This is a genomic window from Streptomyces sp. NPDC001393 (genome assembly GCF_053597455.1).
The window spans coordinates 56,229-77,204 of record NZ_JBSFIH010000008.1 but is presented as its reverse complement, the minus strand read 5'-3'; the positions used below and the strand labels follow the sequence as shown (position 1 = coordinate 77,204).

Genomic DNA, 20,976 nt, shown 5'->3' with positions numbered 1-20,976 from the left:
GTGTGCCGAACTTTTCCGGTGCCGCACGCATCGGAGTGTGGTGACGGCGCACCCGGCGCCTTCAGGCACGCGGTCCCGCGCGTGCCCTGACCATCCAGGAGTGTTGAGCGACATGGTGAACGCACCCCGGTCCGCGCGGCACGGGGCCCTGCTCGTGGGCACGGTCGCCGTGCTGGGCCTCCTGACCGCCTGCGGCAACGGCAAGGACGTCCACAGCAACCCACCGGTCACGGCCTCCGGTACGGCGGCACCGGCGACGGGCACCACGAAGAGCCCGACGTCCGCCATCTCCGCCCCGGCCGCCACGTCCACCGGTGCCGCCCCGTCCAAGGCGGCCTCCTCCGCGAGTGGCGGCGGTACGACCGCGGCCGCGGCGAGCTCCCGCTGCCACACCTCCGAGCTGAGCGCCTCGGTGGGCCGCAACGACCCGGGCGCCGGCCAGGAGAACTTCCCGGTCGTCCTCACCAACAGGTCCGGCCGGACCTGCACGGTGCGCGGCTATCCGGGCGCGGCGTTCGAGAGTGCCTCCGGCAGCCAGCTCGGTCCGGACCCCAAGCGTGAGTCGGGCTCCCCCTCGACGATCACCCTCAGGCCCGGGCAGAGCGCCTGGGCCGGGCTGACTTTCTCCAATCCCGGCATCAGCGGCGCCACGACGGCCACCCCGGCCGCGCTGCTGGTGACGCCGCCGGACGAGCGCGACTCGCTGAAGGTGACGTGGACGGGCGGAGCGGTGCCCGTCTCCGGCAACTCCTCGTCCGTCTTCCTGTCAGTGTTCAGCCCCGGCACGGCTCCCTGACTGTCCCGTACACCCCCCGTACGCCCCCGAGACCCCCGCTGCCCACTCCCCGGGTGGCGGGGTCCGTCATGCTCGCGCCACAAGTGTCACAGGACGGCAACAGGCGCCGTGGGCCGCGATCTTCTCCGCGACCCGTGTCATCGAACCCGTCGACCCACACCGGCGAGCAGGCCCCGCAGGGGCCGTGACAAGGAAATCGGGGAGCAGGATGAGCGGGATCTCACGCAGGCGGTTGCTGACGGCGGGGGCGGCGGCGGGCGCCCTGGGCACGCTGGCCGCGTGCTCCTCCGGCACCGGCCTGTTGGACGGCGGCCCGGGGGACGGCAAGGGCACCGCGCAGGCCCGGCCGGTGAAGCCGATCGGCGACGGCTCCACGGCCGACACCGGGGCCCAGCCGCACCAGCCGGCGCCCGAGCGGCTGAAGCCGGGTCAGAAGCCCCCGCAGTTCGTCGTCTTCTCCTGGGACGGCGCGGGCGAGCTGAGCAACCAGCTGTTCTCGCGGTTCCGCAAGGTCGCCGCCGACCACGGCGCCAAGATGACGTTCTTCCTCAGCGGCATCTACACGCTGCCCGAGTCCAAGAAGCACCTGTACCGTCCGCCGCAGCACCCGGTCGGCGCCTCCGCCATCGGCTATCTCGCCGACCGGCACATCCACGCCACCCTCCAGCAGGTCCGCGCAGCCTGGCTGGAGGGCCATGAGATAGGCACGCACTTCAACGGGCACTTCTGCGGCGCGGACGGCGTCCGCAACTGGTCCCCGGCCGAGTGGCGCAGCGAGATAGACCAGGCCAAGAGCTTTGTGAAGCAGTGGAAGACCAACACCGGCTTCACCGACCTCGAACCGCTGCCCTTCGACTACGACAAGGAGCTGATCGGCGGCCGCACCCCCTGTCTGGAGGGCCAGTCCAACCTGCTGCCCACAGCGGCGGCCCTCGGCTGGAAGTACGACGCCAGCTCCCCCGGCGGGCTCCAGATCTGGCCGCACAAGGTGCAGGGCGGGAAGATCTGGGACTTCCCGCTGCAGTCCATACCCTTCCCCGGGCACTCCTTCCAGGTGCTGTCGATGGACTACAACATGATGTTCAACCAGTCCGGTGGCAACCCCAACGGTGACCGAGCCCAGTACGACGCCTGGCGCACCCAGGCCCGGGATGCCTATGTCGCCGGCTTCCAGCGCGCCTACACGACCAACCGCGCCCCCTTCTTCATCGGCAATCACTTCGAGCGCTGGAACGGTGGCATCTACATGGACGCCGTCGAGGAGGCGATCGGGAAGATGGCCGCGTACGGCGACGACGTGCGGTTCGTGTCGTTCAAGCAGCTCGTGGCCTGGCTGGAGGCGCAGGACCCGGCGGTGCTGCGCAAGTTGCGCACGCTGGTGCCGGGAGCGTACCCGACGGGCGGCTGGGCGGAGTTCCTGGGCGCGGCGGGCAGCACGGCGTCGTAGCCCGCCTGCGTGGACGCGGTGCGCAGCACTGCGTGCGCGAGCAACGGTCGGTCCGGGTCGCGCGGGAGGTGGTGGGGGTGCGATCCCGCCGCCCTCGCCGCACCACCCCTGAGTTCAGCGCCGGTGCCATCCGCCGCCGTAGCCCCCACCTCCGTAGCCTCCTCCGCCGTCGTATCCGCCGCCCCGTCCGCAGTAGTACGGATGCGCCGAGCAGGGGTCCGACGGGGCGGACGGCGTGGGCGCCGGACCGGACTTCGGGTCCGTGGGGCTCGGGGTGGGCGATGCGGTGCTCCTGGTCGGGGCGGGCTCGGGGCTTGTCGGATGCGGGGTGGTGGTCGGCGACGGGGAGTGTTCGCTGTCCCAGTTGACGTTCTGCATCTGCAGATCGGGTTTGGCGGTGTCGAGGGTCCACCGCTGGGCGGCGCCGGGGGCACGGTTCTTGAGGACCAGGGCACCGGAGCCGTCCGTGGCGGCCGGGGTGAGGGCCAGGTCCTGGTTCCAGCGGGGTATCAGGGCGCCCTGGAGGGTGAAGTCGTAGCGGATGTTCCTGGCGGCGTCGCCGGTGGCCGTGCACGGGGCGAGGCGGACCGAGTAGCCGAGGTGGGAGTCCAGGCACAGGCCCGGCGCGGCGGAGTTGCGCAGCAGCCCGTCGGTCTCGTACGTCCACTGCTGGCTCGGGATCGCGGAGCAGGGCGCGAGTTCGGTCTCGGCGCCCTTGACGGCCTTCTTGCCCACGACGCCGACGCACAGTCCGGAGGCGAGGTTGTGCAGTCGGCCGTACAGGGTGCCCTGTCCCGCCGCGTGCGCCCCGGCCCAGGAGGCGCCGGGACTCGGCGCGTCCCTGCCGGGCGCCGGGGAGGAGTGGCCGGCCGGGGCCGGTCCGTCATCGGACCCGAGCACCGACCACAACACCAGGGGCAGCACGACCAGCCCGCTGACGGTGACGACGGCCAGGGCCAGATGGCGCCGCCGGACCCGGCGCGCACGGGCGGCACGATGCGCCGACCGCCCGGAGGTGGCGGTGCCCCCGGGGCTGCCGCCCGGCGCACCGGCGGCGGACGAGCCCGCCGGGGAGGCGAAGGCAGGGGCGGACGGGGAACCGGCGGCGGACGCGGGGGCAGCGGCATCGGCTGAAGCGAAGGCGGAGGTTGATGCATCGGCGGCGGAGGCAGCACCGGCGAAGTCGGCGGAGGCGGACGTGGCGGCCGCAGCAGCCGGAGTGGACCCGGCGGAGGCGGACGCGTCGGCGTCGGCTGCGGAGACGCGGCGGTGCACGGCTCGGGCGGTGCCGCCCCGACGCCTGCCGCCGATGGAACCACCGCGGCTGTCCCCGGGGGAACCGTCCCGACGCGGGGACTCGGCGAAGCCGGTCCACCCCGCGGACTCGGCGGAACCGCTCCGGTGTGGTGGCTCGGTGGGCAGGAGGGGCTCGCCGGACGGGGGCGCGACGGTCTGGGGGTGGGGGGCCGGTTCGGGCGGCTCCTCGGCGCGGGTCGCCCGGGAGTCCACGTAGGCGTGGGCGCCCCAGCCGAGGACCCCTTCGGCGAGGGCGAGGCCAAGTCCCGTATTGAACGCGGCGAGTTGGTCGGCCGTCCGGCTGCAGTGGCCGCAGCGGCCCAAGTGCTCGCGCAGATCGGGGTCGATGTCGACTCCCCCGCGCCGGAACGTCACGTCGAGCATGCGCAGATAGCGCCGGCACTCGTTCTCGGGGGCGAGTTCGCGGTGGACCTGCAGGCACTCCTCGCGCAGCCGTTCCCGGGCCCGGCGGAGCTCGACGCGGGCGTCCTCCTCGTCCAGGCCGAGCAGGGCCGCCGGTACGGCGAGCGGTTCGGCCTCGACCTCGGTGTGCCACAGCACGGCACGGGAGGTCTGCGGCACCCGCTGGAACGCCCGGGACAGCAGGCGCCGGCCGGGCGGCGGCAGCAGCCGCGCGGCCGCACGCTCACCGGTGGCGGCGGACCGCAGCTCCGGGTGGAGGAGCTCCTGGCGGCCGTCGGCGTCCCACTCGGCCGCGATCCGCCGGACGGCGACCAGCACATGGGGCCGCCAGGCGGCGGTCGGACCGGACTGCCGGAGCGATTCCCCGAAGAGCCGGGTGAAGGCGGCGGTGGTGAGCATGCCCGCGGCACGCGTTCCGTCCGTGCACAACCGCGCGTAGGCGAAGGCCGCTTCCCAGTGCCGGTCGAGGAGTTCACCGACGGGATGGAGGGCGGGTGTCCCGCCCGTCCACTTCTTCAGCTCGGCACCGAGTTGCTCGTCCGACCGGCCTGCCTCATTCACGACTGCATTCCTCCAGACGTGATACGGAAATTAGTCCATACCAATCAGTATGGGACGGTGGTGGGGCTGCTCGAACGTCCACCTGAGGCGGCTCTTTTGAAGCGTGGGGGGTGTACGGGGAGCGGCCTGGCGCATACAGCGGAAATGCGATGTGCCCTGCGCGCCGACAGCGCACACTTTCGCACAGTCGCACAGGCGCGAACAAGGGATCTTTCGATTACCGACACCCATCGCGCCGCGATTTCTTATTGACGCGGATTCAAGGAAATCCTTTTCTAACCCTTATTCGCCCTTCCCACCCGCCCGGTAGGCGCCGGGCGGCACTCCGTAGCGTTCCCGGAAAACCCGGCTGAAGTGGAAGGGACTGCTGAATCCACAGGCCGCCGCCACCCGTTCCACCGTGAGGTCGGTGGCCTCCAGCAGCCGGGCCGCGTGCCGCAGCCGGGCCTCGCGCAGCGCCCGCATCGGCGACCGCCCGGTGCACAGGGTGAAGAGGTGGGCGAAACGAGACGGGGACAGTGCGACACTCTCGGCGAGCGAGCGGACGGTGTGCGGGGCGCCGGGGTCGGCGGCCATCAACTCCTCGGCCCGGCGCACCCGGGCGTCGGCGTCCGGTGCGGGCGGCCGCGCGCGGGCCCCGCCGACGGCGAGCAGGACCACCTCCTCCAGCGCGCACAGGGCCAGTTCCCGCGCCAGGCTGCCGTGGGCCACGGCCACCGGGTCCGGCTCGCGCCGGTTGTCCTCGCTCGGGGTGTCCTCGGCCGGTCCGCGGGCGTCGGCGAGCATCCGGCCGAACGCCGCGCCGATACGGCCGTGCAGGGCGCCGGGTACGGATGTCACGGCGTACAGGCCGTCGGACAGGGCGTAGGGGGCGAGCCAGGCCGTCCAGGACGGGCGGGCCTGGCAGTGCGTCCACCAGAACCGCCAGCCGTCGGCGCCGGGCGCGACGGTGTAGCGGTGGCCGGTGCCCGGAGCGAGCACCACCAGGTCCCCGGCACCGGCCCGGGCCCGCGCGGCGCCCTGGCTGAGCAGTCCGCAGCCGCCGAAGGTGAAGGTGAACAACCAACTGTCCGATCCCCGGGGCCGGTTGACCCCGTAGCCCGGCCGCTGGTCGTAGCGGCCGGTCACCACGAGTCCGGGCGGCGGGGAGGGATCGGCCGCGACAGCAGTCACGGGCAGGTCCTCAGCATGCACGGGCATCCTCCCGTCGGCGGCGTCTGCCTAGCGTGGCGGGTGAGTGACCACGTGACCACCGGACACCCGGGAGGGGACACATGACAGCCACGGACAACACCGCCATCCTGCCGCAGGCGCTCCGGCGACGGTTCGAGGAGGACGGATTCATCGTCGTACGAGGACTGTTCGGCCGGGACGAGGCCGAGCGGCTGTGCGCCGCGTTCGCCGCGCTGCGCGCGGCCGGCCCGGTGCCGGGCCGTTTCGAGCCGTGCCCGGCGGACCCCGACCCGCTGCGCCGGTATCCCCGGGTGATGCAGCCGCACGAATTCAGCGCGGTGGCACGGGAGTTCCTGCTGGACGCCCGATTGGGGGCGGTGCTGGAGGTGCTGTTCGGCGAGGAGGTGCTGGCCGCGCAGAGCATGTTCTACTTCAAGCCGCCGGGTGCCCGGGGACAGGCGCTGCACCAGGACAACTTCTATCTGCGGGTCGAGCCGGGGACATGTGTGGCGGCCTGGGTGGCCTGCGAGCCGATCGACCGGGACAACGGCGGGCTCGAGGTCGTCCCGGGCACCCACCGCATGGACCTGTTCTGTCCCGAACTCGCGGACGAGGACGTGTCGTTCGCCCGTGAGTACGTTCCGCCGCCGGCTGGACTGACCCCGGTTCCGGTGGATCTGGCGCCGGGCGATGTGCTGTTCTTCAACGGCAGCCTGGTGCACGGCTCCGGGCCCAACCGCTCGGCGGACCGGTTCCGGCGCTCGTTCATCGGGCACTACGTGGGCCGGTCGGCCGAGCGGATCGGGGGCTACTACCGGACGCTCACGATGTCGGGTGAGCGGATTGCGCTGCCGGAGAGCGAGGGGGCGGGGCCGTGCGGCACGGAGTTCGTACCGCGCGGACCCCACTGAGCCGGCAGAACCTCAGTGGCCGCTGATCGCCCGCGGCGTGTACGGCTGCTGCAGTTCCTCGGTCTCCTTCTCGGTCAGCCGCAGTTCGACCGCGGCCACCGCGTCCTCGATGTGGTGCGGCTTGGCGGCGCCGACGATGGGTGCCGCCACCGTGTCCTGGTGCAGCAGCCAGGCGAGGGCCACCTGGGCGCGGGGCACGCCGCGGTCGTTCGCGATCCGGGTGACGGCCTCGACGATCGAGCGGTCGCTCTCCAGGTACAGGCGGCTGCCGAAGTTGTCGTTCGCGCTGCGCTCGGTGACGGTGCCCCAGTCCCGGGTGAGCCGTCCCCGGGCGAGCGGGCTCCACGGCAGTACGCCGACGCCCTGGTCCGCGCAGAGCGGCAGCATCTCCCGCTCCTCCTCGCGGTAGAGCAGGTTGTAGTGGTTCTGCATGGACACGAACTTCGTCCAACCGTGCCGCTCCGCCGTGTACTGCAACTTGGAGAACTCCCAGGCGTACATCGAACTCGCCCCGATGTAGCGGACCTTGCCCGCCTTGACCAGGTCGTGCAGCGCCTCCATCGTCTCCTCGACGGGGGTCGCGTGGTCGAAGCGGTGGATCTGGTAGAGGTCGACGTAGTCGGTGCCGAGGCGGCGCAGGCTGTGGTCGATCTCCGTCATGATGTTCTTGCGGGACAGTCCGGCGCCGTTGGGGCCCGGCCGCATCCGGCCGTTCACCTTGGTGGCCAGCACGATCTCGTCACGGTTCGCGAAGTCGCGCAGCGCCTTGCCGACGATCTCCTCGCTGGTGCCGTCGGAGTAGACGTTGGCGGTGTCGAAGAAGTTGACGCCCGCCTCCAGCGCCTGCCGGATGAGCGGGCGGGACGCCTCCTCGTCGAGGGTCCACTCGTGGACGCCGCGGTCGGGCAGGCCGTAGGTCATGCAGCCCAGACAGATCCGCGAGACGTCCAGGCCCGTCGAACCGAGCTTCACGTACTGCATCGTTGCTGCTCCTGCCTTCGGGACGATGGTCACCCACGAGCCTACGGCGTGACCAGGGCACCGGTTCGGCGACCCGAGCGCATGAGCGAAGTGATCCTGCCACGCGCCGCGCCGCCCGGCGTCGGCAGGAGGGAGCAGCCCCGCGCGCCTTCGGAGCGCTTCCCTTCGGGGCGTTGTATTGGTGCCCCCAGGTGACCGTCCGGCGTGGGAGTCGGCCGATCGTCGTACTGTCGGCTCATCCTCGGCGCAGGCGACCGGCATCCGGCCGGTCTCGGCCGCCCCGGAGGAAACGCGGTGCCGACTCGTTCCACCAACCTGAGGATCCTCGCCGGCGCAGCGCTGCTGCCGCTGGCCCTCGTCACCCCCGCCTGCGCACAATCCGCCGCCGCGCCGGCGCCCGAGACCCCCGCGACCCTGTGCACACTCGCCGGCACACTGCGCGGTGCGCACGGTGAGCAGGCCGATGTGAGCCTGTGCGCGGACACCGGCTCCCCGAGATTCAACATCACGGCCCCGGCCACCTGCCGGATCGGCCGCACCAGGGTCCGCTACGCCTGCCGCACCGAGGGCACCTGGAAGGTCGCCCGGTCCGGCAAGACGGTGGGCAGCGGAAACCTGCCCGGCTCGGGTCTGTACCCGGGTCCGGGCACCTATGACGTCAGCGCGACCGTCCGCGTGCGGTCGACGCCCGCCGGTGTCGACCTGAAGGGCGCGGTCAGCGCGACCATCGCGCTGACCGCGCCCAAGGCGCAGGCGACGCACTCCGTCACCGTCGACAAGTCCGTGCTGCGCCGCAACGCCACGACCACCGTGACGTACACGATCCGCAGGAACAGCACCGACGGCGACGGCAACGCGCGGCTGGGCATGATCGGCCAGGAGGGCACCGGTCTGCGGATCAGCACGGCCGACAAGCGCTGCGTCAACCCGCTGGTGGGGCGGTACCCGTCGAAGACCCGGCTGGCGCACTCCCTGGACTGCACGGTGACCGAGCTGCAGCCCGGCCACCCGGAGACGCTGAAGGTCAGCTTCACGGTCGGGGCGAAGTGCTCCACGGTGGTGTCGAAGCTCGGCTACTGGGTGCCGAAGGGCCAGGACATGTTCACCGGCAACATGCTGGCGGGACCGACGCTGACCTGCCGCTAGAGCAGGTCCAGCGCCCGTTCCCAGGCGAGGTCCGGCCGGCCGCCGTCCGGCAGGACCTCGCCGGTGAACGGGTCGCCGAAGCGGACGCCCATGCCGCGCAGCCGTTCCAGACTGTCCCGGTAGGCGGGGTGGGCGGCCAGTGCGTCGGCGACGCAGGGCAGGACGGCGATCGGTATGCCCAGGCCGGCGGCCTCGCACAGGGTGCCGAGCGCGAGGGTGTCGGCGATGCCGGCCGCCCACTTGTTGAGGGTGTTGAAGGTGGCGGGTGCCACCACGACGGCGTCCGGCGGCGGGAAGGGGCGCGGGTCGGCCGGCGTGCGCCAGGCCGATCTGACGGGCCGGCCCGTCTGTGCCGCCACGGCCTCGCTGTCGAAGAAGCCGCCCATGGCGACCGGTGTGGCGATGACGCCCACCTCCCAGTCCCGTTCCTGGGCGGCGCTGATCAGTTTGCTGACGCCCGCGGCGATCCCGGCCGCGCAGACGACGACGTAGAGGAAGCGCTTCTCGGCCTGTTCGGTCATCCGGGAACCCTACTGAACGGGGCCACTGACGGAGCGGGCCCGCTACTGAAGCGGGAAGGACCGCCCCCGCTCGGCCTCGGGCCGCGGGCCGTGGATGCGGCGCTGCTTCTCCTCGATGGCCAGGTCGTTGATGCTGGCCTCCCGCCGGGTCATCAGGCCGTGCTCGTCGAACTCCCACAGTTCGTTGCCGTAGGAACGCCACCACTGGCCGGACGTGTCCCGGGACTCGTACTGGAAGCGGACGGCGATGCGGTTGCCGTCGAAGGCCCACAGGTCCTTGCGCAGCGCGTAGTCCAGCTCGCGCTGCCACTTGGCGGTCAGGAACGCGACGATTCCGGCGCGGCCGGTGACGAAGGTGTCGCGGTTGCGCCAGACCGAGTCCTCGGAGTAGGCGAGCGCCACCTTGTGCGGGTCGCGGGTGTTCCAGGCGTCCTCGGCGGCCTGGACCTTCTGCGCGGCGGTCTCGCGGGTGAACGGCGGCAGAGGCGGACGGTCGGCCATGGGCTCCTCCTGAGTTCGGCAACACGAGGAGAACGATCGTTCTCCAGGCGGCTGCTACGGTAGGAGAACGCACGTTCTCCGTCAAGGAGCGCGCCAGGGAACACGTCAACGACCTCGTCGAGGAGTCATGAGGAGTCATGGTGTCGCCGATGGACAGCGCGGCCGCCCGGGACAGGGCGCTCGACGCGGCCGAGGAGCTGTTCTACGCCCGGGGCGTGCAGTCCGTGGGCATGGACGAACTGCGCGACGCGTCCGGTGTCTCGCTCAAGCGCCTCTACCAGCTCTTCCCCGCCAAGGAGCAGCTGGTCGCGGCCTACTTGGCCCGGCGGGACGAGCGCTGGCGCGGGCGCCTCGCGGAGCATGTGGCACGGCAGCGGGACCCACGGGAGCGGATCCCGGCCGTGTTCGACTGGCTGGAGGGGTGGTTCGGCGAGGACGGCTTTCGCGGCTGCGCCTGGATCAACGCCTACGGCGAGCTGGGCGCCACCTCCGCCCTGGTCGCCGGGCAGGTGCGCGCCCACAAGGAGGCGTTCCGGGACCACCTCGCCGCGCTCGTGGCGGATGCCGGACTCCCCGCCGCGCTCACCGGCCCCCTCTTCCTGCTCGCCGAAGGGGCGATGGTGACGGCCGGCATCACGGGGACCACCCGTCCGGCGGCCGAGGCCCGTGAGGCGGCGCGGGCCCTGGTGGCGGCCGCCGGCCGGGACGAGTTCGGCCGGCCTAGGACAGCCTGATCGCGCTCACCGGGCAGGCGCGGGCCGCCTCCCGGACCATCGGGTCGCCCGCGCCGTCCTCCCGTCCGGGCAGCAGGGTGCTGTAGCCGTCGTCGTCCTGGGTGAAGACGCCCGGTGCCGTCAGTGCGCACTGCCCGGCGCCGATACAGACGTCCTTGTCGATGTCGATGTGCATGAGCAGAGCCTCTTACCAGGTCACGGGGAGTTCCAGCATCCCCTGGATCGTGTCGCCGCGTTTGAAGGGGACCTCCTCGGCCGGGACCGCCAGCCGCAGCCCCGGCAGCCGGGTCAGCAGGCTGCCCAGGGCGATCTCCAGCTCCGCGCGGGCCAGGTTCTGGCCCAGGCACTGGTGAATGCCGAAGCCGAACGCCACGTGGTGGCGGGCGGGGCGATGGAAGTCCAGGGTGTCGGGGGCGTCGTAGAGGGCCGGATCGCGGTTGATCACCGAGGTCGAGAAGAGCACGCCCTCGCCGGCCCGGATGGTGGTGCCGGCGATCTCGATGTCCTCCAGCGCCACCCGCGCCAGCCCCTCCGCGATGGACAGCATCCGCATCAGCTCCTCCACGGCGGCGGGCAGCAGCGCCGGGTCGGCGCGCAACTCGGCCGGCCGTTCGGGGTGCTGGAGCAGGGTGAAGGTGCCGAGGGAGATCATGTTGGCGGTCGTCTCATGGCCCGCGACCAGCAGGATGACGGCCAGCGAGACGAGTTCGTCGCGGTCCACCGTGCCCTCGCGCAGCTGATGGTGGACGAGGTCGTCGAGAATGCCGTCGCCGGGCTCGCTCTGCTTCGCCTTCTCGTCGATCAGCCCGCCGAGGTACTCCTCCAGACGTGCCCGGGCCGCCACGGAGTCGGCTGCCCGTGGGCCGCGTAGCAGCCTGCGGGACTGCTCCTCGAAGAACTCGTGGTCGGAGTACGGCACTCCGAGCAGCCCGCAGATCACCATCGACGGCACGGGCAGGGCGAAGGCGGGGACCAGATCGGCGGGCGGCCCCTGCGCGATCATCGCGTCCAGCAGCCCGTCCACGGTGCGCTGGATCCACGGCCGCAGCTCGGTCGCGCGCTTGACGGTGAACGACGGGATCATCATCCGCCGCTGGCGCTGGTGTTCGGGATCGTCCATCCCGAGCAGGGCCACCCGGCGGTCGCGGACGCCCGCGAACCGCTCCGCGGGGATGGGAAAGCCGGGACGGCGGCGGTCGCTGGACAGGCGGGGGTCGGCGAGCAGGGCGCGGGCGGTGGCGTGGGCGGTGATCGCCCAGACCTCGCGGCCGTCGAACAGGGTGACCCGGGACAGAGCTCGCCCGTCGCGCAGCGGCTCGTATCCGGTGGGCGGCTGGTAGGGGCAGGTGCGGTCCTGCGGGAAGGAGACGGGTTCGGCCGGGTGCGCCGGGCCGGTGGGGTCCGTCAGTTCCGTCATGGAAGACCTCGCAGACGAAGGAGTGCGTCGTGCCGATCTTCATTAGATGCCTCGGGCATCTATGGGGCGACGCCAAGTTCAGCCAGTTCGGTGATGTGGGCGATCTGGCCGAAGACGAGTGGTCGGAGCCATGGATTCCGGCCGGAGTGCGGCACGTGTCCACTGTCCTTGTACACATAGTGGCGTACGACCGGACCGCGCCGCACGTTCAGGTGCGGGGCGCAGCGGGCGGCTTGGGCTGGTCTCTTCGACGCGCGCGCCCAACCGGACCGCGGTACGGATGATTCGCGGGGCCCTGGGTGTTGAATGCCGGTGGCAGACAGCTGTTGGACCGACGAAGGGGACGGTTCCCATGCCTCTTGAGGGCGAGTACGAGCCCAGCCCGACACAGTGGGTGCGCGAGCAGGTCGAGCTGTACGAGAGCTCCGGTGGGACGAAGGGCACGACACTCAGGGACACCGGGCTGCCCGTCATCGTGCTGACCAGCCGGGGCGCGAAGAGCGGAAAGATCCGCAAGACGCCGCTCATGCGGGTGGAGCACGAGGGGACGTACGCGGTGGTCGCCTCGCAGGGCGGCGCGCCCAGGCACCCGGTGTGGTACTTCAACATCACGTCCGATCCGCATGTCGAGCTGCAGGACGGGCCGGTCAAGCGGGACATGAGGGCCCGTGAGGTCACCGGCGAGGAGAAGGCCCGGTGGTGGGAGCGGGCCGTCGCCGCGTACCCGCCGTACGCCGACTACCAGGAGAAGACGTCGCGGGAGATCCCGGTCTTCGTGCTGGAGCCACTGGACGTGGACTGAGCGGAGCCGATTCGCGCCGGGTACCGGCGGGAATCGGAAAATTCCGCGCCGGAAAGGTGTGAAGCCGCCTGGGGGCGGGCACTCGTGCGTCAGGCCCCGCCGCGTTCCCCCGTCGCGGCGGGGCTCTCCCGTGCCTCGCCGGCCGGCCGGTCGGTCACGTCCAGGAAGATCTGGTCGGCCTCGGGGAACGTCCGGGTCAGCGACCGCTTGATGCGTACGGCGACCTCCTCCACCCGCTCGCTCTCCAGCCCCGGCACCAGGTCGATGCGCGCGGCCACCAGGGTGGAGGCGAGGCCCATCTTCATCGTGAACAGCGCCTCCACACTGTCGATCTCCGGCTGTGCCCGCAGCAGGGCGCGGATCCGGCCGCTGAGCTCGGGATCCGCGGCCTCCCCGATCAGCCGGTCGCGGGCGTCACGGCCGAGCCGGTAGGCGACGTACACCAGCAGGACGCCGATGGCCAGCGAGGCGGACGCCTCCCAGGCGACCTGGCCGGTCACCATGTGCAGGCCCATCCCGGCGAGGGCGAGCGTCACGCCGAGCACCGCCGTGCTGTCCTCGGCGACCACCGTGCGCAGCGCCGGGTCGCCCAGCGAGCCGAGGCCGCTGCCCCGCCGGCGCACCTGGTGCAGGGCCCGCAGCAGCGAGGCGCCCTCGGCGACGAGGGCCACACCCAGCACGATCAGGCCCGCCACATAGCCGCCGAACGTCTCCTGGGTGCCCTGGCGCAGGGCCTCGAAGCCCTGGAAGAAGGAGAAACAACCGCCCATGACGAAGATGCCGACGGCGGCGAGAAGGGACCAGAAGAAGCGTTCCTGGCCGTAGCCGAAGGGGTGCCGCTCGTCCGCGGGGCGGCGGCTGCGGCGCAGCGCGGCCAGCAGGAACACCTCGTTGAAGCTGTCGGCGACGGAGTGTGCGGCCTCGGACAGCAGCGCGGGCGATCCGGCGAGGAGGCCGCCGACGGCCTTGGCGCCGGCGATCACCAGGTTGGCGGCGAGCGCCACCAGGACGGTGACCTTGGTGTCCCGGTCGGCCCCGGAGCCCGCGCCGGGCGCCCCGCGGCTCTGTTCGGAGGATGTCCCGCTCACGTAACGCCGACTGCCCCTGGGCGGGCGGATCACACCGTGCGTACGGCGGAAAACGGGGAACGCGGTGGCGGGAGGCAGCGGGTGGGGTCTTCCGGCGGCTGGAACTGTCCGCCGACCGGCCGACCGGCCGGCGATATCCGGTCGGTCCGTCCGGTGGCCCCCGGCGAACGGGTGGCCCCCGGGGGACGGTCCGCATGAGGGCCGTCCGGCGAGGAAGAAGTGACACATGGCCAAGACAAAGAAGAAGAAGAAGCTTCCCTTCGTCTACCAGCCGATCGGTTTCGTGCTCAGCTGGACGGGCGGCGCACTGGCCGGTGTCGCCTTCCGGAAGGCCTGGATGGCGCTCCGGCACGAGGAGGAGGCGCCCGACGCGCTGGACCAGGACCGGGGGTGGGGGGAGATCCTGCTGGCCTCGGCGGTGCAGGGGGCGATCTTCGCGGTGGTGCAGAGCGCGGTGCATCGGGCGGGGGCGAAGGCGATTGCCCGGTCCACGGGGGTCTGGCCTGTGGCCTCCAAGGAGGAGGGCCGGGACTGAGCCGCCGGCACGGCCCCGCGCCCCTTCGGGGCGCTTCAGCCGGCGTCGGTCCGCCACTCTCCGTTGCGCATCAGCTCCCTGCCCTTGAGTTCGTTCTCCTCGCGCCAGGCCTGGACCCGCTGCGGGAGCACCCTGAAGTACAGGTAGCGGGTGGCGAGTCGGCGGGGGTCGAAGCCGGTCTTGCCGGCGAAGACCTCGGCGTCCTCCTCGGGGAGGTCCTCCGGGGTCACCGACTGGACGGTGCCCTCGATCACGACGACGTCCCGCGTCGGGCCGAGGCCGAGGCGGGCCCGGCCGGTGGCCACGAGGTTGCGGCCGGTGGGACTGTCGGCCGGGGTGGCGATCAGCAGGGTGGCGCCGTCCCACACGAAGGACAGCGGCACGAGATACGGGGCGGCGCCGTCGGGGCCGGCGGTGGCGACCCACACGTCGACGTCGTTCTCCAGCCGGTGGAGGGTGTCCTTCTTGCGCTCGGCGGCGGTGCGGGCGGGCGGTGGGGTCATGGCGTACGGCCTCCTCGGGATCCGGATCCCGTCCAGTGTGGCCGTCAGCCCCCGGTCCCCGCACGAATGCGATCAAGGCGTGTCCGGGCGGCCGTCAGGAGCAGTTCCAGAGCCGCCGGGTAGGAGCTGGAGCGCATCGTGGCGACGAGATGGGGGGCGGTGGCCGCGATGTGCGGGTGGGTCTCGGCGGGCAGCGTGCCGTAGGTGCTGCGCCACACCTCCGCCTCGGCCTCGCGCGCGGCCCGGGGCAGGGCGGTGCCCGCGGAGTCCAGGGCGCCGAAGGCGAGGGCCTGGTCGACGAACGCGTGGTAGATCCGCACCGCCTCCGGGTCCGGGAAGCCCGCCCCGCGCAGCACGCCGAGCATGCTCTCCACGGCCTGGATCTCCTGGGCGCGTCCGGTGACCCGGTGGGCGCTGAGCACCGCGGCCCGAGGGTGTGCGAGGGCGCCGGCGTGCATGCGCAGGCCCAGGTCGCGCAGGTCGGCCATCCAGTCACCGGTCGGCCGCCAGGTCCGCAGGGTACGGCCGATCAGTTCGTCGGCGATGGCCAGCATCAGGTCGTCGGTGTGCCGGAAGTACCGGTAGAGGGAGCTGGGGTCGGCGCCGAGGGCCCGGCCGAGGCGGCGCACGGAGAGCGCGTCGGCGCCGTGCTCCTCGATCAGCCGGAGGGCGGTCGCCACGATCAGCTCCTCGGAGAGCACCACGCCCTGTTTGGTGGGGCGGCGGCGCTGCCGGGCGGTGGACGGGACGACACGGTCGGTCATGGAGGCCTCCCTGGGCTGTGCCCGGCACCTTATGACAACACCGTTGACCTGTTAAGGGCCCCGGCAGTTTCATTTCCGCTCACCGGGGCCGTCCGGGGCCCCGCCGTGCGAGCGGAGAACCGGCCATGAGTGACAGACCCTTCGGAGTGGATCCCTCCGCGCGGCCCGAGCTGCGCAGGTCCCTGAGCGTGGTGGACGGTGTCGCCGTGGCCGCCTCCAGTACGGCCGCCACGACCAGCATCGGCATCGGCCTCGGGGTGACCGCGGGCGTGGTCGGCCCGCATCTGCCGGCCATCATGCTGCTGGCGTTCCTGCCCGTCCTCGGGATCGCCGGCGCCTACTCGCGGCTGAACCGGGTGGAGCCGAACGCGGGCAACGGCTATGTGTGGGTGGGCCGTTCGCTCAGTCCCTGGCTCGGCTTCATGACCGGCTGGGTCAACGTCGTGGCGAGCGTGGCGTTCCTCGCCTACACCACGGCGGTCACGGGTTCGGCGCTGCTGCAGCTGGCCGGGGAGGCAGGCCTGCACCGGATCGGCCCGCTCGGGCTCGACCCGGGCTCGACCGCGCAGACGACGGCGGTGGGGATCGTCGTCCTGGTCGCCGTCACCCTGACGGCCGTGACCGGTGTGCGCACGGCCGCCCGTCTGCAGACCGGGCTGCTGGTCTTCGAGTACGCCGTGCTGCTCGGGTTCTGCGGCTACGGCATCGTCACCGGACCGCACTCCTTCCGCCTCTCCTGGTTCGACCCGTTCGCGATCCCCTCGGCGACCGCGCTGGCGCAGGGCCTGCTGCTGTCGGTGTTCTGCTACTGGGGGTTCGAGGCGGCGTTCACCGTCAACGAGGAGGTGCGGGACCCCCGGGACGCCTCTCGCGCCGGGACCATCACCCTGGTGACGATGCTCGGGCTGTTCCTGCTCGGCTCGGTCGCCTTCCAACGGGTGCTGACACAGGGCGAGTTGGCCGGTCATGGCGCGCAGGGGCTGGCGTACTACGGCGACCGGCTGGCGGACCGGCCGCTGGCCGCGCTGCCGCTCGTCGCCCTGATGTTCTCGGCGGTGGCCTCGCTGCAGGCCGGGGTCATCCCGACGGCGCGCGGGATGTTCGCGATGAGCCGGGACCGCACCCTCGGTCCGGTGTGGTCCAGGGTCAGTGCCCGGTACGGGACTCCGGCGGCCGGGACGCTGCTGATCGGGGCGCTGGCCGTCGCGGTGGCCGCGGGGGCGCTGGTGATCCCGCGCCTGGCCGACATGATCGACGCGATCGTGAACGCCGTCGGGATCGTCGTCGCCCTGTCCTACGCGCTCACCGCGCTGGCGGCCGCCGTACGGTTCCGCGCCCTGCTGCGGGACGACTGGCGGCAGGGCGTCCGGGCGGTGCTGCTGCCCACGCTCAGCGCACTGGCCCTGCTGGGCCTCGGCGGCTATCTCGGCTGGTCCTTCTACACCTCCGCCGACCACCTCGAACTCCGCGCCGACAACGGCTGGTTCCTGCTGCTGATGCCGGTCGCGATGATCGCGTCCGGATTCGTGGCGGCGGCGTGGGCCAAGTGGGTGCGCAGGTCGCCGTACTTCTGCACCGGGGCGGGCACCGACGCCGACGCGCCCGAACTGCTCACCACCTCCAACTGACCTGTCAGGAAAGGCATCATGCACGCTGATCTCCTCTTCACCGGCGGCCCCGTCCTCACTCCGGGAGGCCGTACGGCGACCGCCGTGGCCGTCACCGGGGACCGGATCACCGCCGTCGGGCACGACGAACTGCGGGACCTGGCCGGGCCGTGCACCGAGGTGGTCGACCTCGCGGGACGACTGCTGCTGCCCGGCTTCCAGGACGCGCACGTCCATCCGGTGCCGGCGGGCCTGGAGCTGGCCCAGTGCGATCTGTCGGGCGCGACGACGGCCGAGGAGACCGTGGCCGCCGTACGGGCGTACGCCGAGGCCCGCCCGGAGCGGGAGTGGATCCTGGGCGGGGGCTGGTCGATGGAGGCGTTCGCGGGCGGTACGCCGACGAAGGAGCTGCTGGACGCGGTGGTGCCGGACCGCCCGGTGTATCTGCCGAACCGGGACCACCACGGGGCCTGGGTCAACAGCCGGGCGCTCGAGCTGGCCGGCATCGGCCGGGACACGCCCGACCCGGCCGACGGGCGGATCGAGCGGGGCGCCGCCGGAGAGCCGAGCGGCACCCTCCAGGAGGGTGCGATGCAGCTGGTCGGCCGGCTCACCCCGCCCGCCACACCGGCCGACCGGCTGGCCGCGCTGCTGCACGCCCAGCGGCATCTGCACGCGCTCGGCATCACCGCCTGGCAGGACGCGCTGGTCGGCGACTTCCTCGGCATGGACGACCCGGCCGAGGCGTATCGCACGGCGGCCAGGGACGGCTCGCTCACCGCGCGGGTGCGGGGCGCGCTGTGGTGGGACCGGGAACGCGGGGCCGAGCAGATCCCCGAACTGCTGGAGAAGCGCGCGGAGTTGAGCCACGGACGGCTCCGGGCGGGCGCGGTGAAGCTGATGCTGGACGGGGTCGCCGAGAACGGCACAGCCGCGCTGCTGGACCCCTATCTGGACCGGTGCGGGTGCGCCACCGGCAACCGCGGCAAGAGCTTCATCGACCCGGAGCAACTGCCCAAGTACGTCACCGAGTTGGATGCGCTCGGCTTCCAGTGCCACTTCCACGCGCTGGGCGACCGGGCCGTACGCGACGCGCTGGACGCCGTCGAGGCGGCCCGCGCCGCGAACGGGCCGAGCGACACCCGGCCGCATCTCGCGCACCTCCAGATCGTGCACCCGGACGACGTGCCCCGCTTCGCCCTGCTCGGCGCCACCGCGAACATCCAGCCGCTGTGGGCCGCGCACGAACCGCAGATGGACGAGCTGACGATCCCCTTCCTCGGACCCGAACGGGCCGGGTGGCAGTACCCGTTCGGCGCGCTGCTGCGCTCGGGGGCGCGGCTCGCGGCGGGCAGCGACTGGCCGGTGAGCAGCCCCGATCCGCTCCAGGGCGTCCATGTCGCGGTCAACCGGGTCGAGCCGGGCGGCACCGGGCCGGTGTTCCTGCCCGGGGAGCGGCTCACGCTCGCGGACGCGCTGGGCGCGTACACGGCCGGATCGGCGTATGTGAACCATCTGGACGACAGCGGCCGGGTGGCCGTCGGCGCGCTCGCCGACCTGGTGGTGCTGGACCGCGACCCGTTCGCCGGGCCGCCGGAGGCGATCGCCGAGGCGGCCGTGGCGCTCACCTATGTGGGCGGGGAACTGGTGTACGCCGCGCCGTGATTCAGCGGGCCTGCTGGAACGTCCGCCGGTACGCCTGCGGGGACACCCCGATCGCGGCGTGCAGGTGCTGGCGCAGCGAGGCGCCGGTGGCGAAGCCGACCTCGGCGGCGATCCGGTCCACCGGCAGGTCGCTGGACTCCAGCAGATGCCGGGCGCGGGCGACGCGCTGCTGGATCAGCCAGCGGCCGGGGCTGAGGCCGACCTCGTCGTTGAAGCGGCGGGCGAAGGTGCGCAGGCTCATCCGGGCGTGGCCGGCGAGGTCGGACAGGGTGAGCGGCTCACCGAGCCGCTCCAGGGCCCACAGCCGGGTCCCGGCCGTGCTCGCCGCGCCGCTCTGCGGGACGGGCTGTTCGATGTACTGGGCCTGGCCGCCGTCCCGGAACGGCGGGACGACACAGCAGCGGGCGACGAAGTTGGCCAGCTCGCTGCCGTGGTCGGTGCGCACCATGTGCAGGCAGACGTCGACCCCGGCGGCGGCGCCGGCCGAGGTGAGAATGCGCCCGTCGGCGACGAAGAGGACGTCCGGGTCGAGGTCGACCTGCGGGAAGCGGCGCCGGAACGGCTCCGTCATGTGCCAGTGGGTGGTGGCCCTGCGGCCGTCGAGCAGGCCGGCCTCGGCGAGGACGAACGCGGCCGTGCAGATCGAGACGATCCGTGCGTCCGGGCGGATGCGGGCGAGGGCGGCGGTGACCTCGGCGGGCAGTTCGGCGGGGATGTAGGCCGGGGGCATCGAGGTGACGACCACCGTGTCCGCCGTGTCCAGGATCTCGGGGCCGTGCTGGACGCCGATCGTGAAGTCGGCGCTGCTGGGCACCGGCCGGCCGTCGACCGAGCAGGTCAGCACCTCGTAGCGGCCGTCGGCCGCGCCGAGGATCCGGCTGGGGATGCCCAGCTCGAAGGGGTAGACACCGTCCAGGGCGAGGACGGCCACCCGCTCGGGGCGCCGGGTGCGCAGCGGTACATCAGCCATGGCAGGATCCTATCGAAAGGTGACTGTCATGCCATTTCCCGGCCGCGCGAACCCGGGCAGGCTGGGTGACCATGAGCGATGTGAACACGATGCGAGCCATCAGCCAGGACGTCCTCGGCGGTCCCGAGGTACTGCGTGAAGTGGAGCTGGAGCGACCGAAGCCGGGACCGAACCAGGTGCTGGTCCGGGTGCGGGCCGCCGGGGTCAACCCCACCGACTGGAAGCACCGGGCCCTCGGCGTCTTCCTGGGCGAGCCGCCGTTCGTGCTGGGCTGGGACGTGTCCGGCGAGGTCGCCGAGACCGGGATCGGCGTGGCCGCCTTCGCGCCGGGCGACGAGGTCTTCGGCATGCTGCCCTACCCCTACGGCGCCGGCTCGCACGCCGAGTACGTCCTCGCGCCGGTGCGTGCCCTCACCCGCAAGCCGGCCTCCCTCGACCATGTGCAGGCGGGCGCGCTGCCGCTGGTGTCCCTGACCGCCTGGCAGGCGCTGACCGAGCACGCGGACGTACGGCCCGGACAGCGGGTGCTGATCCACGCGGCGGCCGGCGGGGTCGGCCATGTGGCGGTGCAGATCGCCAAGGCGCGCGGCGCGTATGTGATCGGCACGGCCAGCGCGGGCAAGCACGACTTCCTGCGGGAGATCGGCGTGGACGAGCCGGTCGACTACCGGACGACCGACGTCACCGAGGCGGTACGGGACGTCGATGTGGTCCTGGACACGCTGGGCGGGGACACCTCCGTCAAGTCGTTGAAGGTGCTGCGGCCGGGCGGCGTCGTGGTGTCGATCCTGCCGATGGGGTCCCAGGACTTCCACGACGAGGCCGAGCGGCTCGGCGTACGGGCCGTGCGCATGCTGGTGGACGCCGACCGGTCCGGGATGCAGGAGATCGCGAAGCTGGCGGAGTCCGGGAAGCTGAAGGCGACGATCGCCGGGACGTTCCCGCTGGCCGAGGCGGCGAAGGCGCACGAAGTGGGCGACACCGGACGGACCACGGGGAAGCTGGTCCTTGTGGTCGACTGAGCCGCACCACCCGGCAGGCCGGGCGGGGTTACCGGGCGACACGCTTCGAACTCGAAGACATATGTCAACCGAACATGCTCAAATTCCTTCCATCGAGGGTAACTTGACGATCG

Annotated in this window: 21 protein-coding genes; 10 read left to right on the top strand and 11 right to left on the bottom strand. The window is 72.4% G+C overall.

The window, feature by feature from the left end:
• The first annotated feature begins 112 nt into the window (after positions 1-112).
• Together ACWC2T_RS12235 and ACWC2T_RS12230 are read left to right on the top strand one after the other, a co-directional pair.
• Positions 113-796 (top strand): DUF4232 domain-containing protein, encoded by a 684-nt coding sequence (locus ACWC2T_RS12235; protein ID WP_450670278.1) that lies wholly within the window; start codon positions 113-115, stop codon positions 794-796.
• 208 nt (positions 797-1,004) lie between these two features.
• Entirely contained in the window at positions 1,005-2,243 is a 1,239-nt protein-coding gene (locus tag ACWC2T_RS12230; RefSeq protein WP_450670277.1) for a hypothetical protein, read from the top strand.
• 114 nt (positions 2,244-2,357) lie between these two features.
• On the opposite strand, the gene ACWC2T_RS12225 is transcribed toward ACWC2T_RS12230, so the two are convergent.
• A complete protein-coding gene (locus ACWC2T_RS12225) occupies positions 2,358-4,523 on the bottom strand; it encodes an RICIN domain-containing protein (protein ID WP_450670276.1) in 2,166 nt (721 codons plus the stop codon).
• Between the two features lie 282 nt (positions 4,524-4,805).
• Complete coding sequence (locus ACWC2T_RS12220; protein WP_450670275.1) at positions 4,806-5,723, bottom strand: helix-turn-helix domain-containing protein; 918 nt, start codon at positions 5,721-5,723, stop codon at positions 4,806-4,808.
• A gap of 74 nt (positions 5,724-5,797) precedes the next feature.
• Between ACWC2T_RS12220 and ACWC2T_RS12215 the strand changes: the two genes are divergently transcribed.
• A complete protein-coding gene (locus ACWC2T_RS12215; RefSeq protein ID WP_450670274.1) occupies positions 5,798-6,607 on the top strand; it encodes a phytanoyl-CoA dioxygenase family protein in 810 nt (269 codons plus the stop codon).
• A 12-nt stretch (positions 6,608-6,619) separates the two neighbouring features.
• Here the strand turns inward: ACWC2T_RS12215 and ACWC2T_RS12210 are convergent, their stop codons facing one another.
• On the bottom strand, positions 6,620-7,588 hold the full coding sequence (locus ACWC2T_RS12210; protein WP_450670273.1) for an aldo/keto reductase: 969 nt from the start codon (positions 7,586-7,588) through the stop codon (positions 6,620-6,622).
• 294 nt (positions 7,589-7,882) lie between these two features.
• Here ACWC2T_RS12210 and ACWC2T_RS12205 point away from each other — a divergent pair, with 294 nt between their 5' ends.
• Positions 7,883-8,734 (top strand): hypothetical protein, encoded by an 852-nt coding sequence (locus ACWC2T_RS12205; RefSeq protein ID WP_450670272.1) that lies wholly within the window; start codon positions 7,883-7,885, stop codon positions 8,732-8,734.
• Here ACWC2T_RS12205 and ACWC2T_RS12200 read toward each other — a convergent pair.
• Both ACWC2T_RS12200 and ACWC2T_RS12195 read right to left on the bottom strand, forming a co-directional pair.
• On the bottom strand, positions 8,731-9,255 hold the full coding sequence (locus ACWC2T_RS12200) for a flavoprotein (RefSeq protein ID WP_450670271.1): 525 nt from the start codon (positions 9,253-9,255) through the stop codon (positions 8,731-8,733). The genes ACWC2T_RS12205 and ACWC2T_RS12200 overlap by 4 nt on opposite strands.
• 42 nt (positions 9,256-9,297) lie before the next feature.
• Entirely contained in the window at positions 9,298-9,756 is a 459-nt protein-coding gene (locus ACWC2T_RS12195; protein ID WP_450670270.1) for a nuclear transport factor 2 family protein, read from the bottom strand.
• 149 nt (positions 9,757-9,905) lie between these two features.
• Here ACWC2T_RS12195 and ACWC2T_RS12190 point away from each other — a divergent pair, with 149 nt between their 5' ends.
• Positions 9,906-10,490 carry a TetR/AcrR family transcriptional regulator gene (locus ACWC2T_RS12190; RefSeq protein ID WP_450670399.1) on the top strand — a complete coding sequence of 195 codons (585 nt, stop codon included), beginning with the start codon at positions 9,906-9,908 and terminating at the stop codon, positions 10,488-10,490.
• Here the strand turns inward: ACWC2T_RS12190 and ACWC2T_RS12185 are convergent.
• Positions 10,477-10,665 carry a ferredoxin gene (locus ACWC2T_RS12185; RefSeq protein ID WP_450670269.1) on the bottom strand — a complete coding sequence of 63 codons (189 nt, stop codon included), beginning with the start codon at positions 10,663-10,665 and terminating at the stop codon, positions 10,477-10,479. The genes ACWC2T_RS12190 and ACWC2T_RS12185 overlap by 14 nt on opposite strands.
• Positions 10,666-10,677: 12 nt before the next feature.
• The gene (locus ACWC2T_RS12180) at positions 10,678-11,907 is read right to left on the bottom strand and encodes a cytochrome P450 (protein WP_450670268.1); all 1,230 of its coding nucleotides are present in this window, start codon (positions 11,905-11,907) and stop codon (positions 10,678-10,680) included.
• Positions 11,908-12,259: 352 nt separating this feature from the next.
• Here ACWC2T_RS12180 and ACWC2T_RS12175 point away from each other — a divergent pair, with 352 nt between their 5' ends.
• Positions 12,260-12,709, top strand: a complete 450-nt coding sequence (locus tag ACWC2T_RS12175) for a nitroreductase family deazaflavin-dependent oxidoreductase (RefSeq protein WP_450670267.1) — start codon at positions 12,260-12,262, stop codon at positions 12,707-12,709.
• A gap of 89 nt (positions 12,710-12,798) precedes the next feature.
• On the opposite strand, the gene ACWC2T_RS12170 is transcribed toward ACWC2T_RS12175, so the two are convergent.
• Positions 12,799-13,797, bottom strand: a complete 999-nt coding sequence (locus ACWC2T_RS12170; protein WP_450670266.1) for a cation diffusion facilitator family transporter — start codon at positions 13,795-13,797, stop codon at positions 12,799-12,801.
• Positions 13,798-14,023: 226 nt separating this feature from the next.
• On the opposite strand from ACWC2T_RS12170, the gene ACWC2T_RS12165 reads away from it, so the two are divergent.
• Complete coding sequence (locus tag ACWC2T_RS12165; RefSeq protein ID WP_450670265.1) at positions 14,024-14,332, top strand: DUF4235 domain-containing protein; 309 nt, start codon at positions 14,024-14,026, stop codon at positions 14,330-14,332.
• Positions 14,333-14,367: 35 nt separating this feature from the next.
• Here ACWC2T_RS12165 and ACWC2T_RS12160 read toward each other — a convergent pair whose 3' ends face one another.
• Positions 14,368-14,835, bottom strand: coding sequence for a pyridoxamine 5'-phosphate oxidase family protein (locus tag ACWC2T_RS12160; protein ID WP_450670264.1), 468 nt, complete (start codon positions 14,833-14,835; stop codon positions 14,368-14,370).
• Positions 14,836-14,879: 44 nt separating this feature from the next.
• Complete coding sequence (locus ACWC2T_RS12155) at positions 14,880-15,599, bottom strand: TetR/AcrR family transcriptional regulator (RefSeq protein ID WP_450670263.1); 720 nt, start codon at positions 15,597-15,599, stop codon at positions 14,880-14,882.
• A 125-nt stretch (positions 15,600-15,724) separates the two neighbouring features.
• On the opposite strand from ACWC2T_RS12155, the gene ACWC2T_RS12150 reads away from it, so the two are divergent.
• Positions 15,725-17,227, top strand: coding sequence for an APC family permease (locus ACWC2T_RS12150; RefSeq protein ID WP_450670262.1), 1,503 nt, complete (start codon positions 15,725-15,727; stop codon positions 17,225-17,227).
• Positions 17,228-17,245: 18 nt separating this feature from the next.
• On the top strand, positions 17,246-18,871 hold the full coding sequence (locus tag ACWC2T_RS12145) for an amidohydrolase (protein ID WP_450670261.1): 1,626 nt from the start codon (positions 17,246-17,248) through the stop codon (positions 18,869-18,871).
• A 1-nt stretch (position 18,872) separates the two neighbouring features.
• On the opposite strand, the gene ACWC2T_RS12140 is transcribed toward ACWC2T_RS12145, so the two are convergent.
• Positions 18,873-19,841, bottom strand: coding sequence for a GlxA family transcriptional regulator (locus tag ACWC2T_RS12140; protein ID WP_450670260.1), 969 nt, complete (start codon positions 19,839-19,841; stop codon positions 18,873-18,875).
• Positions 19,842-19,912: 71 nt separating this feature from the next.
• Here ACWC2T_RS12140 and ACWC2T_RS12135 point away from each other — a divergent pair, with 71 nt between their 5' ends.
• Complete coding sequence (locus ACWC2T_RS12135) at positions 19,913-20,863, top strand: NADP-dependent oxidoreductase (RefSeq protein ID WP_450670259.1); 951 nt, start codon at positions 19,913-19,915, stop codon at positions 20,861-20,863.
• The last annotated feature ends 113 nt before the right edge of the window (positions 20,864-20,976 follow it).